The organism is Colwellia sp. 12G3 (genome assembly GCF_002836775.1).
Classification (GTDB): Bacteria; Pseudomonadota; Gammaproteobacteria; order Enterobacterales; family Alteromonadaceae; genus Colwellia.
In genome coordinates, this window is sequence record NZ_PJAQ01000054.1 from 68,353 (window position 1) to 84,833 (window position 16,481).

Here is a 16,481-nt window from a genome sequence, read left to right on the forward strand (position 1 = left end):
GACGGTGCATTGAGTATGACTAGTTCAGTCGCAAAGCCAATAACTAAACGTATTAATAATTATGAAAATTTTACATGTATTTGACCACTCAATCCCACTACACAGTGGTTATACCTTTAGAAGTCGTTCAATCTTAAAGCAGCAGCATGCCCTAGGTATAAAAACCTGTCATGTGACCAGCCCAAAACATGGAAATGACGAAGCTGAAATTGAAGAAGTTGATGGACTTACCTTTTATCGTAGTGCTCCCATTTCTGGTTTACTGTCAAAACTACCGGTATTAAACCAAATTGCAAACATTGCGCCTATGGTTAAACGAATTTTAGAAGTGATTGAAATTGAAAAGCCAGATGTTATTCATGCACACTCACCCGCACTAAATGGTTTGGCGGCTTTAAAGGCGGGGCGAAAATCAGGGTTACCGGTTGTTTATGAAATACGTGCCTTTTGGGAAGATGCCGCTGTTGATCACGGCACCTGTAAAGAAGATGACTTACGTTACCGTTTAACACGAAAAATGGAAACCCATGTAGTTAAAAATGCCAACGCAGTCACTACTATTTGTGAAGGTCTACGAAGTGATCTCATCAGTAGAGGATTTGATACAAGTAAATTTACGGTTATTGCCAATGCAGTCAATATCGAACAATTTGACGTTATTACACCGCAAGATAAAGCCAACAATAGCGACTTAGCTGAGACATTAAAATTAACTGATTGTGATGTATTAGGCTTTTTAGGATCGTTTTATGCCTATGAAGGTCTAGATCTGGCTATTGCAGCAATGCCAGCTGTGTTGGCTAAAAACCCTAAAGCACGCTTATTACTTGTTGGTGGTGGCCCGCAAGAGCAAAACCTTAAACAACAAGTCACCTTATTAGGCTTAGAGGGTAAGGTTATCTTCACTGGGCGTGTACCTCATAGTGATGTTGGCAAGTACTATAGCTTGGTTGATTTATTAGTTTACCCGCGTAAAGCGATGCGTTTAACTGATTTAGTGACACCATTAAAACCTTTAGAGGCGATGGCGCAAGGCAAGCCAGTGCTGGCTTCCGATGTTGGTGGTCATAAAGAATTAATTACCGATAATGAAACGGGATTTTTATTCAAAGCTGGCGATAGTGTGGTACTTGCTGAGCGAATGATTGAACTATTAGCGGATGAAACCAAGCTTAACAGTGTGTTATCCAATGGACGAACTTACGTAGAAGATGTTAGAAACTGGAAAAACAGTGTAAGTAACTATTTACCCGTTTATAAAAAATTAACAGAAAAAGCTAACTAATGAATATTCTCGTTTTAACTACTCTTTACCCAAATAATGTTCAGTATCGGCATGGTATTTTCATTGAAAATAGAGTGAAAGAGTTGGTAAAACGTTACCCTGATGCCAAAGTAAAGGTTGTGGCACCAGTACCTTATTTTCCATCATGGTTACCGATTGATGGCTATAAGCAATATAGTGACGTTGTACAACAGGAAGTCCGCTCTAATATTGACGTGTTTCATCCTAAATATTGGGTAATACCTAAAGTAGGTATGAATATTACTCCGTATTTTTTGTATCAAGCCGCTTTAAGTACGATTAAGGATATTCAAGCGTCAGGCTTTGTTGTTGATGTTATTGATTCGCACTATTTCTATCCAGACGGTGTAGTGGCAAGTTGGATAGGAAAAAATTTAAATATACCTGTAATGGTGACAGCTCGTGGTAGTGATATAAATATCATTCCAGAAAATAAAATTGCTAGAAAGCGTATTGTAAAAGCACTAATCGACGTGCAAGCGAGCGCCGCTGTATCACAAGCGCTAGCAAATGAGATGGTTAAGTTAGCTCCTTTCGCTAAGACACCGATAGTGTTACGAAATGGAGTAGATTTAGATTTTTTCCACCCTGATGCAACTAAACCTAATCTCCCATTTGACCTTCAAGCTGATGATAAACTGATTTTAAGTGTGGGTAACTTAGTTGAGTTAAAAGGACATCACCTTGTTATTGAAGCTTTAACCTTATTGGATAAAGTGAAACTAATAATTATTGGTGAAGGTGAACAAAAACCGAGTTTACAAAAATTAGTGGAAGATCTGTCACTAACGGGTAGAGTTTATTTTACGGGTAATATCAGGCAGGCTGAATTACCTGGTTATTATGCTACTGCAGATGCGCTGGTGTTAGCTTCAAGCCGAGAGGGTATGCCAAATGTATTACTAGAATCTTTAGCTTGTGGAACACCGGTAATTGCGACTAATGTGGGTGGAAGTTCCGAAGTGATAACTCAAAATGATATTGGTCAATTATTACATGAAAGAAGTGCTCAATGCATAGCACAGGCATTAACAGCTGTTTTAGCTGCCGGAATTAGCTCAGAAAAAGTAAGATTATTCTCACAGCGATTGAGCTGGGAAGAAGTCACTAAAAAACAATATACCTATTTGAACCAATTGATCACTAGAAAAGCTAAGGACTCTAAATAAATGGATAGCTTACTATTTTTGGTTAACTTAATTTCAATCACATTCTTATGCTATTGGGCGGTCAAGAATGATGGTGAGGATAAGTAAATGCGCGATATATTTTTAGTTCTAGTTTTTCCTATTCTATTATACTTTATTTTGAGACGCCCATATATTGGCGTTTCAATGTGGATATGGAGCTCAATGTTCTTTCCAAATGGTTGGGTTTGGGGCTTTGCTGCATCGTTTCGATATAATATGCTTATTGCATTGGCCACCATCCTCTCCTATATATTCCAAAAAGATAAAATTAAAACAGATGCCTCAGGTTTGACGACTTTAATTTTATTCTTTTTTTTCTGGTCAACCATATCTAGTTTTATAACAATATCATATTCACCAGTGGTCTGGTTTGAATGGAATACTTTTTTAAAAATAATCATTTTTTATGTGTTTTGTATTCTAACAATAAAAACTAAACATCATGTGAATGTTTTTATATGGGCAATCACGCTGTCTGCGGCATTCTTTGGTGCAGGGGAAGGCCTTAAATACATAGTTACAGGTGGTGGTCATGTAGTTGAAGGGATAGTTGGAAGCCGATTATCCGATCGAAATGAATTAGCTCTTGCACTTAATATGACAATTCCTTTGATAATATTTCTACTACCACAGGTTAAATCTAAATTATTGAAGATGGCACTGACAGGTACATTAATCCTCAATATAGTAACAATAATTGGATCGTTTTCAAGAGGAGGACTACTCGGTTTAATCATTATAGGTGGTTACTTCTTCCTACAAAGTAAACGAAAATTACTCGTATCAATAATATTCTTTGGAGGATTTATCATAGCGAGTGCAATGGTCTCTGATAAGTGGACAAATCGTATGGATACGATTAATACCATGGAAACAGATATGTCCTTTTTAGGGAGAGTTATGGCATGGAAGCAAGCAACATTGATGGCTATTGATAACCCTATATTTGGTGGTGGCTTTAAAGCAGGGCAGAACCAAGCATTATGGCTTCTATATGAACCAGAGTTTTCAAAGTTAGACTTTATTGTCGATACTAGCGGAGTTCGTATTGAGCATGCGAAAGCTGCGCATAGTATTTATTTTCAGGTCTTGGGTGATCTTGGCTTTGTGGGATTATTTATGTTTCTCGCTATTTTGTTACTTACCTATCGAAAATTAATTTGGGTGACCAAAAATACAGATGATGAATGGATAATTAATTTAGCAAAAATGCTGAAGGTCTCTTTAGTTGCATATTGTGCAGGGGGAGCGGCACTAAGTTTACCTTATTTTGATCTGTCATTTGCCATATTTGCCTTGACACATATTTTATGTGAAATAATCAAAAGAGAAAATAATAAAAAAGTTTTGCTAATAACAGAAGAAAAGAAAATTAGAAGGAATAATTATGCTTAGTTGGATGTTATCTTCAGTAATTAATGGTGTTACGGCTTTATCAGGGGAAAATAAACTGAGCGTATTGACTTACCACCGTGTTGGTGAGTCTTATAATCAATTATGTATGGATGAATATTTGTTTGAACAACAACTTATTTGGATAAAAAAATACTTTAACCCTATAGGGCTAACGGAAGCATTAGCGTTACAGAAAAAAGGAAAGCTACCTAGACGATCAATAGTTATAACTATTGATGATGGTTATGTTGATAGCTTCACCACTATATTTCCTTTACTAAAGAAGCATAATCTAACGGCCACTTTTTTTATCAGCACTTCAGGTTTAGAAAAAGGTTATTTATGGGATGAACATATTTCATTAATAATAATGACCTTATCTGTCGACATTGAAGAGTTTTTATTTGAAGGGCGAACTTTTGAGGTCTCAACTTATAATGAAAGAATTAAATGTGCGAAGGAAATAAGTGATCAAATAAAATATTGCTCTTTAAATGAGCGAGAAACATTGATTCAAAAACTAGTTAAGCAAACTAAAAAAATCGTTCTTAAGCATGATTTTCTGAATGAATTACAAATTAAATTATTGTACAAGCAAGGTATGGAAATAGGGGCTCATACGGTTAATCATCCTATATTAACTTATGAGAAATCTGATGTGGCGAAAAGAGAAATGTTGGATTCAAAAGAGATATTAGAAGACATAATTGGAGAGCAGGTGAAATATCTTGCTTACCCTAATGGTAAGTTAGGTATAGATTTTGACGAAAACAATCAAAATCAAGCAAAGGAATGTGGTTTTGATGCTGCTTTCTCGAGTGACTGGGGCTTTATAAATCACAGCCCGAAAGATCTCTATTCATTAAAGCGCTTTACGCCTTGGGATAAGTCAGAAGCTAAATTTTGTTTGCGATTAGCGTTAAATTTTACCGGATACTATATGAAGTTGGATAAGTAAGTGAATAACCCGAAAAATAAAGTGATTTTAATGATAGCCCTAGAGTTTCCTCCTTGCCAAAGTGCTGGTGTGCAGAGAACACTAAAGTTTGCCGAATATCTAGTGACCTTAGGCTGGCAACCAATTGTGCTTACAGTTAATAGCGATGTCTATACCTCGGTTGACTCACAAGTAACTATCCCTGACTCTATAAAAGTTTATCGTTGCAAATCTTTAGATGCAGCGAAAGATTTATCAATTAAAGGAAAGTATTTTGCTTGGAGTAAAGTACCTGATCGCTGGTGGAGTTGGGCAGTTTCAGCTATACCTTTAGGAAAAAAACTAATAAATAAATATAAGCCTGATATTATTTGGTCAACCTATCCTGTATCTACAGCGCATTTTATAGCCTATAAATTGCAGAAACATTCACAACTTCCTTGGGTAGCTGACTTTAGAGACCCTTTACAGTGTCGCTATGATGTAAATGCCAAGCCTTACAGTTCTATTCCTAAATGGATTGAGAAGAAAACCATTGAAAACTGTACCAAAGCAGTTTTTACCACTGAAAATGCAGCACAACTGTATCGCAGATTATATTTGGATGAAAAGCTAACGAAGTTTACAGTGATTGAAAATGGTTTTGATGAAGGGAATTTCCAAGATATTGAAATAGCAGACAGAAACAAGGCTGATATATTTACATTGTTACATAGTGGATCTATCTATGAAAACGGTAGAGACCCGAGTAAGCTTTTTATCGCGATAAGCGAGTTGTTTCAAGAAGGTTTAATTACTGAAATGGATTTTGAATTGGTCTTTCGTGGTGCCTCTGCGGATAGGTATAGTAATCAAATAAAGCAACTTGGTATAGAGCGACTAGTTCACTTTAAAAGTAATGTACCTTATAAAGAGTCTTTAGCTGAAATGGCAAAAACATCGGCCTTATTGTTAGTTCAAGGCGGATTATTTAAAAATCAAATCCCAGGTAAGGCCTATGAATATATACGCTGCAACAAAGCTATATTGGCATTGACCCCGAAAGAGGGGTCTACTGGATTATTATTAAGTAAAGTTGACAGTACAGAAGTGGTAGATGAGGTTGAAGAGATTAAGCACGCAATTGCAAAAATGCTAGCTCAGGTTGATAGTCCTAATAGAGACAGCATGCAATTCTCTCGTTACAGTAAAACGCAACAATTAGATGTCTTATTAAGAACATTGTGTTAATTGGTGTTTGATAAGTAATGGGATTGTAGTTTTGTCTAGTTTAAAAAATAAAATAATTTCAGGTTTAGCTTGGTCAAGTATGGCAAAGTTGATAGCTCAGCTATTTTCTTGGGTCAGTACCTTTGTTGTTATTCGTTATTTAGAGCCAACTGATTATGCCATCGTTGGTTTAGCGTTTGCATTTATTGGTTTTTTCTATGTGTTAAGTGAGTTTGGTTTGGCTGATGCGCTAATACAGCAACAAGACACCACGGAAAAAAACTGTGATCAAGTATTCACGTCAACCTTACTGTTAAACACAGTTATTTTTATTTTTTTTATTGCTGCAAGTAACCTAATTGCAGATTTTTATCAAAATATAGCACTAAACCAGGTGTTGATTTTTGTAGCGGCAAACTTATTACTGTCATCATTTATTGTCATTCCAGAAACTCTAATGAATAAAGAGATGCTTTTTAAAAAAAGAGCTCTGATAGAAACGTTGGCGAGTGCATTTAATACGTTAGTTACTTTAGGCTTGGCTCTGGTAGGTTTTGGTTATTGGTCAATTCTCATTGGGCAGGCGGTTAATATGCTAATCCGTGTTATTTTATTTAATACTTTAGGTTACAGTCGCTATAAAATAACGACTGATTTTACAGAGTTTGGTGGCCTATTCAATTTTGGGGCTTATACTTTTGCCTCGCGTGCCATTTGGGCTTTTTATAATAAACTGGATGTATTGATTATAGGACGAGTTTTTGGCTCGCAATTATTGGGCATTTATACGGTTTCCTTGCAATTAGCATCCATGCCATTAGATAAAATATCAGGCACAATAAATCAAGTGGCCTTTTCTGCATTTAGTCAAAATAGTGTTAATAACGAAAATGAGCAACATTTTTTATTTTCACTAAGGCTGTTATCGGTCACACTTTTTCCTGTTTTTATTGGTATTGCAGTAATAGCACCTAGTTTAGTCCCTCTACTTATTGGGGATAAATGGCTTGAATCGGTCATTATTATTCAAATACTCTCATTAATTATGCCATTAAAATTGATTAGTAGTTTTGTAAACACTTTTATTGCGAGTAAAGGGGATGCAAAATTTAACCTTAAAATGTCTTTACTCTATTTGGGATTTATTACAATAGGTATAACGATAGGTAGTTATGGAGATATTATTGATACCGTTATAGGTTTAGTGGCGTGTTATACTTTATGCTTTTTTTTAGTATCTTATTTGAGCATGAAAAAAATAAAGTACTCGTTTGGCGTATTTATAGCTTGCTTACGAGGACCAATCATCTGCGCTCTTTTAATGTGGTTTTTTGTCTGCATATTATCTAGCCAAATCCCAATGACACTTATCCCCGTTTTTAATATCTTAATTATGATGGCATTGGGAGTACTCAGTTATACGGTCTTATCACTGGCTTTCGCTAGGACACATGTTAACGATGTTATGGCTCTATTTACTCAAACTAAAAATTTAAATTAAAGGAATAAAATAAGTTAATTTATATGAAAGAAAAATTACTGTTTATTACAAGAGTTACACCTTCACTTCAAGGGGCTGGTGTCCAACTTCGATGCGCAAGACATATTATGAGCTTGTCAAAAATATTTGATGTCATTTTAGTGCATTTAACTCATGAGCCTATAACGTTAGGTGAAATTACGAGTTACTGCCATAAACACCAGAATGTGGTTACTCATAAGCAAGAATTACAGATGAGGCCATATCTTAGCTCAAACTTTGATGCCGCTTATTGTGCTCCCAGCGCCATGGAATTATGTGAAATAAAAGAAATTATAATCAAAATGGAACCGGCACTCATTTTTTTATTTCGTTTATCAACAGCCAAGTTTATTCTGGAAAAATCGTTAACAGAGCTTGTGTCTAAAGAACAATGGATATTAGATTTAGATGACATCGAGAGTAGAGCTAACTATCGACATGTTAAAGCCAATTATCGTGATTTAGGTAAAGTCACCACGTTCAAATCTATACTTGATGTTATAAAGATGAGGACGTTAGAAAATAACGTTTTGAAACGTTTTGGTAAAGTACTTATTTGTTCATATGATGATCAAGCTTTGCTTAATAAGAGGTTTAATAAGAAGAGTTTTTTCGTCGTTCCCAATGTAATTAGTGATGTTGAACCATTAAGTTTTGGAGATCACCAAAAAGATATTTTGTTTGTCGGTACATTAAGTTATTCACCAAATGAACAAGCCGCGTTGTACTTTTGTAATGAGATATTACCTTTGATTAATAACCAGTTGGAAGTTCCTGCGAGTGTTAGAATAGTTGGGTTTAATCCAAGCGAGAAGATTTTGGCTTTATCCAATGAGTATGTAGAGGTTACCGGCGGGGTTGATTCGGTGAAGCCATACTATAGAACAGCGAAGATTGTTGTTGCACCTATTTTAAGTGGTGGTGGAACACGAATAAAGATATTAGAAGCAATGGCTTATCAAAGGGCCGTGGTGTCTTCAACTATTGGTGCAGAGGGGCTCGGTGTTAAGGATGGAGTGAATATTTTACTTGCGGATAACGCAGAGACATTTGCCTGTTCAGTACTCAAATTAATTAAATCTACTCAAGAAAGTGAAAAAATTTCATTTAATGGCTTAACCCTGATAGAACAAAAATTCACTCAAAATAGATTAGATGATATTTATTCAAGATTACTTTCAAGCACAAGGAGTGTTCTTTGAGCGCAACACATTATGTTTTCTCTTTTTTACAGCGTATTTATGCAGCAGTCTTATTACTTGGAACTACTGCTTTTGTAAGCAGGTGGTTGACACCGACTGAAATTGGTATTTATAGTTTAGGTTTTGCTTTTGTAGCTATTCTTAACGCCTTTAGGAATTTTGGCATTCAAAACTATGTTGTGGTTAGTGAAAATTTGACGGATAAGAAAATAAGCTCTGCTCAACTGGCTGCACTAATTTTATCGTGGCCATTGGGAATATGTGTTTTCACTTTAAGTTCAAATATTTCTGAACTATATGGACAACCTGAATTGATAAAAATGCTAAAAGTTCAGTCTTTGGCATTCTTTTTATGGCCTTTTATCGCAATAAGGAGTGGTGTATTACAGCGGAGTTTAAAGTTTAATACTATTTTTTGGGTTGAAACAATTGCTGTCACTATAAGCTCAGTTGTTATGTTATTTTGTGTTTACTTGGGTTATGGTCCAATTTCACTTGCGTACGGAGCCGCTATTTTATCGATTAGTTCCTTTTTTTTACTTTCTATTGTTGTAAAAACTCCATGGTCCTTATCTCTAGATCACATTAAAGAGTGTATGAGCTTTGGTGGTATGTCTACTCTTATAGCCTTGATTACGGTCTTTGGAGGTCAAGGCCTTGTGATGCTATTAGGCTTATACTTTAGTAGTGATCGAATTGCACAGTTTGAAAGAGCTCAATCATTGCCATTACTATTTTGGGCGTATATCTTACCCGCTATTAGTGCTGTATTACTGCCTTCTTTTTCAAAGCTTTTTAGGGATAATGAGCTTTCCTTTGCTCGGAAATCAGCAATTCGTAGCTGGATGAGTATTTCTTGTGTAATTGGTCCCCTTCTCATTTCTATGTTTTTTGTAGCGTCAGATTTTGTAGACTTTTTGTACGGCCCTCAATGGGGTGAAGCTTCTAAAGTCACAAGCTTATTTTGTTTAAGCTCATTAATAGCAGCTTTGTTTATTATTGGGCAGTCGATTCTGTATGCTCAGAGAAAGTTGATTTCTATTCTTGTGGTACAAGGGATCGCATTATCAACAACTCTCATCGGGATTTTTATCATACCCGAATTAACATTAAGTAAAATCGCGTATTTGTTTGTTATCTCTAATAGTGTTTTCGCAATATTAACTCTTGTGTTTTTACGCCGTGCAATACGGGCAGATATGCGCCATTTCAAAGTGTTTATATATTCATTAGCTAAATATAGCCTTCCACTACTATTAAGTTTAATTTGTTATGATTATCTTGCTACAAGCCAGGGCTTTTCTGAAATACTGAATGTTTTTGTAATAGCTATGATTTCTATAATTGTATGGGGAATAACTTCAATTATAAATCAACATCCTATGACTGTTTTGGTCATGAAAAAATCAGCAAAATTAGCAAGGTTATTATGACTGACATTTCACAATTAAAAATTTTGGCAGTTGTACCTCGGATGTATTACCCACTATTGAAAGGAGGACTAGAAATATCTGCTCATAATATCCTGTCATTATTATCTAATCATTGTGAAAGTATTGTAGTTGCAGGAGGAAAGCACACAAACAATTTATTTATTTCAAAGCTTGAAAGAAGAGTGTTAGGGAAATATCCTTCTAAAGGCTTAGTCGATAATTGCCAGGTACTATCCGATATATGGCACCCTACAGATGTTAATGACCTAATACCCAAGTATAAGCCAGATGTTTTAATCTGCTTTTATTCTGGAGAGTCTGATCTGGCCAGAATTATTAATAATAATTCATTACCTACTATTTATTTTGTATTTGGTAACAAAAATGTAACTTATCTCAAGGCGAAAAAAAACAATAATGCATATGTATGTGAATCTAACTTTATAAAGAGGATTATAGAGAAGGAGATAGGCCAAGATGCTACTGTAATTAAACCAATTATCGCACCTGAAGATTACTTAGTAGAACGAAAAGGGGATAATATATTAGTTATTAACCCCCACCCTATTAAAGGGGGGGATATCGTTCTGCAGATAGCGAAGAAAATGCCTTGGAGAAACTTTTTAATAGTTGGTGGATGGCAGCATACATCCTTAAATGATGACGTTATCTATATCGAAAAGCAGCTGTTAAAATTGAAAAATGTAAAAAGGTTACCTCATACGGATAATATGAAAAAAATAATGGAACAATCTCGATGCTTATTGATGCCTTGCCGAGTAGAGGAAGCTTATGGACGGTCTGCTGCCGAGGCTATAATTTCAGGAATCCCTGTAGTTGCCAGTGATAGAGGAGCTCTGCCTGAAACTGTCGGGGCAGGCGGGGTCATCATAAATATTGAAGAACCTATCCATAAATGGGTTGATGCACTTGAGTTACTATATTGTGACAATGATTATTACGAAAAATTATCAAAAAATGCAATCAGAGAGTCCATAACAAAAAATAGACAAGTGACCTTTATTGAGGGGCAATTATTGGAATTATTACAGCAAACGTTAGCATATTAAATGCTATGTCATTTAATATGCTAACCAATTAGTGATTCTTAAGTTTACACTCGAGAAAGATGAGTATTCCAACAGACTCTCCCAAAGAGAATCATATCAAAACTTCAAAAATGGTAATAATATTTAATATGTACTTCTCTATTGTCATCCCTGTTTATAATGGTGAGAAAACCATTAGTAAGGCTCTTACTAGTGTCGCTAATCAAAAAATTAGAAACTTTGAAGTCATTGTTATTGATGATGGCTCAACTGATTCTACATTAAATGAAGCTCAAAATTTTGTAACGAATCACCCAGACCTTGATATTACAATTATATCTAATATTAACAGAGGACGTAGTGTCTCACGTAATATTGGTGTTATAGCAGCCAAGGGTGACTTTATTTGCTTTCTTGATGCGGATGATGAATTTAAAGAGGATCATTTATCTGAATTCAGTAAAGCTATTTCATCTTATCCTGAGATAGGTTTCTTTTTTGCTGATGGTGAAACTCACCGTCAGGATGACAGCTGGGAAAAATTTTCAGGATTTTTAGATCGATTAATGCAGCGAGGTGATTGTTGGGACGTTGAAGGAGATTATGTTCTTTTTAATGATAGCTTTCCTAATACATTAGCGCTTGGAAGTCTTATACCTATGTGTTCGACGGCTATTAAACGAGATGTCTTAATATTAAGTGGTCTGTTTAACCCAAGCTTTAGTGTAGGGGAGGACTTTGAATTATGGTTTAGAATTTCTTTAACGAACCCCATGGTAGCCATTAATAAACAGTTATCTAATATTTATCATCATGAAGATAATACCAGTAACCCAAAAAACTCTTACAGAAACACTATAAAAAGCCTAGCTGTTAATAGGTTTATCTTAGAGAGTAATCCAACATTAAATAGCGATTTAGTGCAGATATTTAATCAAAAAATTAGTAAACAGCTTTCAAGTTTACTTTACTATGCGAGTTATATATCACCTACTGAAGTATTAATGGTAATTAGTGAACAGCCGGTAGTGAAATATGGCCATAGTGTTTTCTCGTTGAAACAACTAATAAAGTCAATATTGAAAACTATTTTCAAAAGAAAGTTACCGCAGACACAGTATTAAACTATTTAGGTGTTTTAGTGCAAATTATTCTTTATATGGCATGCAGAGGAAAAGGTTTTGAACAAAGAAACATCTTTATATTTAGACTTAGTTAGGTTTTCGGCTGCAATGATTATTTTTTTGGGCCACGCCTCAGGACAAAGTTTTACAGGAGGTCTTTTTTGGCAACTAGGCCTTTATTTAAAGGCTGCGGTAATCGTTTTTTTTGTTTTGTCAGGGTATGTTATCGGATATGTGGCGCATCTTAAAGAGCACACACTAAAAGATTATACTGTATCTAGGGTGTCTCGTTTGAGCTCTATTATTTTACCCGCCCTAATTCTTACCGCTATATGTGATTTTATTGGACTTTCGATTAACCCCTCTTTTTATTATGATGGACCTTGGGGATATCCTGAAGGTAGTCAAATAATTAATTATTTATTATCGACAGTGCTGTTGCAAAATGTATGGAATATGCATTTAAATCCAGGTATCAACGCACCTTTTTGGTCATTAAGTTACGAAGTAATTTATTATGCAATATTTGCCGCCATATTTTATGTACGTGGTAAAAAAAGAATATTTACTATTGCACTATTAGTGCTGTTAGCAGGCTCAAGCATTATTGTTTTATTCCCTATCTGGTTGATGGGTTATTATTGTTTTAAGGTGCATAATGAATATCCAAGCTATTTTTTAAAATATTACCATGGGCTAATTTCATTTATATTTCTAATGTTATTTTTATTTTCACCACTTATCCGCACAGAGTTTAAATTTAACCTTCCTTATGTTGGAGGAGGTATAGTCGCTGATTATTTTGAAGCAATTACTTTCTCTCTTCATATTATGTTTGGATTACCTTTATTTAAATTATTGAGGGGTATTTTGTTGAAGTTTTCCGTTGAAATAAGATGGTTAGCTTCATTAACTTTCGCGCTATATCTGTTTCATCGCCCTTTAATGCAGGTGTTGGTTCTACTTTCTCCCAGTGAGCCGGCGTCGTGGATGACGAGATTAATTGTTTTAGGTGGGGTCACTCTTGTTGTCGTATTTTTGGGTCGATGGAGTGAAAGACATAAAAGAACGATAAAGAATTTTATACTAAAAAAATTGTAAGTAGTCAGTTTAATTCCAATTTACTAGGGAGTGTATTTTTATATGGCAACATGGATAAGCGCATTTAAAAAATACTTTATCCTCGTAGGATTATTTGCTAATTTTGGCTTTATTGTTGTCTGTGGATTGTTAATGTATAAAATAAATACATTAGACTTATCTTTACCCCTTTTTAGCGAAAAAATTAGAAATAACCTATCTATTAAGAAGCCTAATTTATTGTCTGTAGTGTCTCCCTTGTTGGATGGAATGAGTTATTTTGAAGAAAAAAATTACTATTTCAGATCATTCGATATAACTCAATGGCATGGCGTTGGGGCTAAAAAGCACGCTAAATTTGATGTGAATAATACAATTACGGTATTTAATGAAGGGGAGCTACTTACCGCTTTAAAAAATGTTATTGCAGGGCAGTCTATTGTTATTTCGCCGGGTGATTATGTGATTGACCAGTTTAGTATTCACTTGGCTAAAGCGGGTACTCAAAATAACCCAATTCGTGTTATTGCTAACCAATTAGGTACAGTTAAAATATATATACGAGGCGAAGGTTTTGTTGTAAACAGGCCTTATTGGCAATTTCAAAATTTACATTTAATCGGCAACTGTAAAAAACACAGCAGGTGCGAACATGCTTTTCATGTAGTGGGGCAGGGTAAGCACACCACCATTGAAAATAATATCTTACAAGATTTTAATGCCATGATCAAAGTGAATGGTGTAGGTAATAACTATCCTGACTATGGCAGTGTTGTCCAAAATACTATTTTTAATACTAGTCCACGAAAAACGAAAAATCCGGTAACCCCAATAGATTTAATGCATGCAAATAATTGGCGGGTTGCGAACAATTTTATTTTTGATATACAAAAATCCGCAGGTGATGAGGTGAGTTATGCTGCCTTTTTCAAGGGAGGATCTCAAAATGGTATTTTTGAACAAAACCTTGTTATTTGTGCTGCAAATTTAGCAGACCAATACACTTCTATTGGATTGTCACTTGGTGGTGGTGGCTCCCTCAAGGCGCATAGGCGAGATAAAAATCCTGCAGAGCATGTTAATGGTATTATTAGAAACAATATAGTTATGCATTGTTCCAACGATGTAGGTCTTTATTTGAATAGAGCAAGTAACAGTCAAGTTCACCATAATATTTTGTATAACACTCTAGGAATTGATGTCCGTTTTGAAGAAAGTTCAGCAACTATTGATGAAAATATAATTTCTGGCCGAATTAAAAAGCGAGAAAAAGGTAAGTTTACACAGAGGAACAATCTCATAGTAAAACAAAACTTTTTTACTGGGAAAGATAACATGAGTGATTATTTTATTGCTCCAGATATAGGTGATTTCTCTTGGCGAGATACCTTTCTCGTTAATGACTATAAAGAGTTAACTCCCTCCTTATTTTATGACTTCTGTGGTAATCGGGCGCAAAATGGCTATGTTGGCGCATTTTCAGGTAAACAATTTTGCCTAGATCAACTTAATTTAAAATCAGTAGATAATAAGGAATCACCTTGAGAGGTTTACTTTATAAATATCTTCTTGTCTCTGGTGTATTAACGCATGTGTTGTTTGTATTATTACTATTATGGCAACCGATCATTCTTAATAAACTTACTAGCAAAGTTAGTGGTAAGTATTATCAATTTCAAAAACAGCGCGAATATGAAGAGTTAATTCAAGGCAATAACATGACCCTTGCAGAAGAGATTGATGCGGCATTTTTACCATGGCAAGCGCATGTGAAAAATACGGCTAATTCAGGGGTAACATTTGTAAATAAAAAGCCATTTTTAGACCTCTCTGCTGCGGTAAAAAGTTTGAAACATGGCGATACTTTATTCGTCGCCGAGGGTGTTCATTATACACCACTAGTAATAACAAAAAACGATATAACGATTAAAGGCAATGGACATGTTGTCTTTGAAAAATCGGCAGCTCATGGAAAGGGTTTTATCTTAAGCCAAGGCAATAATTTAACCGTTGAGAACATTGAATGCCGTTATATAAGTGTAAGAGATGGTAATGGAGCTTGCATTAGGCAAGAAGGTAAAGATCTTACCCTTAATCATGTTTATTTTCATAATAGCCAAGAAGGAGTACTAGAAACGGCAAAAGAAACCGGATTTCTGAAGATTTATGATAGCCGTTTCGAACGATTAGGCTTTAATGGTCAAGCCCACGGCATATATACCAATAAAGCTGATGTGTATATTTACCAATCACTAATAATTGCAGCGAAGAGTGAGGGTCATGCTATAAAAGTTCGTGGGAATAAGTTAGTTATCGAATCTTCTATAGTCGCTACCTTATCTTCTGATGATAGTCGTTTAATTGATATGTCTAATGGCGGTGAATTAACAGTAAAAAATTCAATTTTAGAGCAAGGACCTAAATCAGAAAATGGTCAAATGATCGGCTTTGGTTTAGAAGGAATGGCGTATGAAAGTAACCGAATTAATCTTGTTGGCAACATAATCTACCTAGATAGAATAGGTATTAACAAACTATTAGCACTTCCTTCAGCTGGCGATGAAAGGATTACGGTCACTCACGATAAAAATATTGTTATTGGTGATGGCGGCATCGAAAATGAAATAGAATCTAACAGCTACTTTCAAAGTAGAGTTGAATTAGGTTTACCCAACTATCCTTATTTTTCACCTAGTTTTTGTCAAAAAGTTAATGAGTGTTTTTTAACTCGTTAGGGTAAGTTATAAAATTACGTGCCTACGTGTATGGCTCAGGGGGATCCAGTGCCTAAAAAGTGGTGGATATTCGATCAGATACTTCGAAGATGACGTTTACAGCAAGCTCCTGAGTTAACTACATAAGCATGTAAAATTATTCTTTGATGAACATTCTGGTCGTTTAATAAGAGAGTTAAGAGTAATAGTTAAAGGGAATTAATGAGATAGAAAATTTGTTGTTCTTATAACTTGTTAGTTAACGATAAAAGAGGTTTTACTCTTCACCTGTATCGCTTATTATAACAGCATTATTTTCT

Annotated in this window: 13 protein-coding genes; all 13 read left to right on the forward strand. The window is 35.1% G+C overall.

Annotation, left to right across the window (positions count from 1 at the left end; translation table 11 throughout):
- Positions 1-61 precede the first annotated feature (61 nt).
- The gene (locus CXF71_RS12235) at positions 62-1,285 is read left to right on the forward strand and encodes a TIGR04063 family PEP-CTERM/XrtA system glycosyltransferase (RefSeq protein WP_101233234.1); all 1,224 of its coding nucleotides are present in this window, start codon (positions 62-64) and stop codon (positions 1,283-1,285) included.
- Positions 1,285-2,475, forward strand: a complete 1,191-nt coding sequence (locus tag CXF71_RS12240; RefSeq protein ID WP_101233235.1) for a glycosyltransferase family 4 protein — start codon at positions 1,285-1,287, stop codon at positions 2,473-2,475. Before CXF71_RS12235 ends, CXF71_RS12240 begins: the two co-directional genes overlap by 1 nt.
- Before the next feature lie 87 nt (positions 2,476-2,562).
- Positions 2,563-3,891: a putative O-glycosylation ligase, exosortase A system-associated gene (locus CXF71_RS12245; protein WP_101233236.1), complete on the forward strand. Its 1,329-nt coding sequence runs from the start codon at positions 2,563-2,565 to the stop codon at positions 3,889-3,891.
- 4 nt (positions 3,892-3,895) lie between these two features.
- A complete protein-coding gene (locus CXF71_RS12250; protein WP_157826754.1) occupies positions 3,896-4,849 on the forward strand; it encodes a polysaccharide deacetylase family protein in 954 nt (317 codons plus the stop codon).
- Positions 4,850-6,058, forward strand: a complete 1,209-nt coding sequence (locus tag CXF71_RS12255; RefSeq protein ID WP_232771460.1) for a glycosyltransferase — start codon at positions 4,850-4,852, stop codon at positions 6,056-6,058.
- A 31-nt stretch (positions 6,059-6,089) separates the two neighbouring features.
- A complete protein-coding gene (locus tag CXF71_RS12260; protein ID WP_101233238.1) occupies positions 6,090-7,538 on the forward strand; it encodes a lipopolysaccharide biosynthesis protein in 1,449 nt (482 codons plus the stop codon).
- A gap of 23 nt (positions 7,539-7,561) precedes the next feature.
- Positions 7,562-8,761 (forward strand): glycosyltransferase, encoded by a 1,200-nt coding sequence (locus CXF71_RS12265; protein WP_101233239.1) that lies wholly within the window; start codon positions 7,562-7,564, stop codon positions 8,759-8,761.
- A complete protein-coding gene (locus tag CXF71_RS12270; RefSeq protein ID WP_157826755.1) occupies positions 8,758-10,194 on the forward strand; it encodes an oligosaccharide flippase family protein in 1,437 nt (478 codons plus the stop codon). Before CXF71_RS12265 ends, CXF71_RS12270 begins: the two co-directional genes overlap by 4 nt.
- Positions 10,191-11,264 (forward strand): glycosyltransferase, encoded by a 1,074-nt coding sequence (locus CXF71_RS12275; RefSeq protein WP_157826756.1) that lies wholly within the window; start codon positions 10,191-10,193, stop codon positions 11,262-11,264. The genes CXF71_RS12270 and CXF71_RS12275 overlap by 4 nt, the downstream gene beginning before the upstream one ends.
- A gap of 59 nt (positions 11,265-11,323) precedes the next feature.
- Positions 11,324-12,367: a glycosyltransferase family 2 protein gene (locus CXF71_RS12280; RefSeq protein ID WP_101233242.1), complete on the forward strand. Its 1,044-nt coding sequence runs from the start codon at positions 11,324-11,326 to the stop codon at positions 12,365-12,367.
- A gap of 57 nt (positions 12,368-12,424) precedes the next feature.
- Positions 12,425-13,468 carry an acyltransferase family protein gene (locus CXF71_RS12285; RefSeq protein WP_157826757.1) on the forward strand — a complete coding sequence of 348 codons (1,044 nt, stop codon included), beginning with the start codon at positions 12,425-12,427 and terminating at the stop codon, positions 13,466-13,468.
- 42 nt (positions 13,469-13,510) lie between these two features.
- Positions 13,511-14,992 carry a hypothetical protein gene (locus CXF71_RS12290; protein ID WP_101233244.1) on the forward strand — a complete coding sequence of 494 codons (1,482 nt, stop codon included), beginning with the start codon at positions 13,511-13,513 and terminating at the stop codon, positions 14,990-14,992.
- On the forward strand, positions 14,989-16,182 hold the full coding sequence (locus CXF71_RS12295; RefSeq protein WP_101233245.1) for a hypothetical protein: 1,194 nt from the start codon (positions 14,989-14,991) through the stop codon (positions 16,180-16,182). The genes CXF71_RS12290 and CXF71_RS12295 overlap by 4 nt, the downstream gene beginning before the upstream one ends.
- Positions 16,183-16,481 lie beyond the last annotated feature (299 nt).

Excerpts from the sequence above, each read along its gene's own strand:
- CXF71_RS12250 (WP_157826754.1), top strand. The coding sequence starts at position 3,896 with ATGTTATCTTCAGTAATTAATGGTGTTACGGCTTTATCAGGGGAAAAT.
- CXF71_RS12280 (WP_101233242.1), top strand. The coding sequence starts at position 11,324 with ATGAGTATTCCAACAGACTCTCCCAAAGAGAATCATATCAAAACTTCA.
- CXF71_RS12235 (WP_101233234.1), top strand. The coding sequence starts at position 62 with ATGAAAATTTTACATGTATTTGACCACTCAATCCCACTACACAGTGGT.
- CXF71_RS12245 (WP_101233236.1), top strand. The coding sequence starts at position 2,563 with ATGCGCGATATATTTTTAGTTCTAGTTTTTCCTATTCTATTATACTTT.
- CXF71_RS12240 (WP_101233235.1), top strand. The coding sequence starts at position 1,285 with ATGAATATTCTCGTTTTAACTACTCTTTACCCAAATAATGTTCAGTAT.
- CXF71_RS12265 (WP_101233239.1), top strand. The coding sequence starts at position 7,562 with ATGAAAGAAAAATTACTGTTTATTACAAGAGTTACACCTTCACTTCAA.
- CXF71_RS12275 (WP_157826756.1), top strand. The coding sequence starts at position 10,191 with ATGACTGACATTTCACAATTAAAAATTTTGGCAGTTGTACCTCGGATG.
- CXF71_RS12290 (WP_101233244.1), top strand. The coding sequence starts at position 13,511 with ATGGCAACATGGATAAGCGCATTTAAAAAATACTTTATCCTCGTAGGA.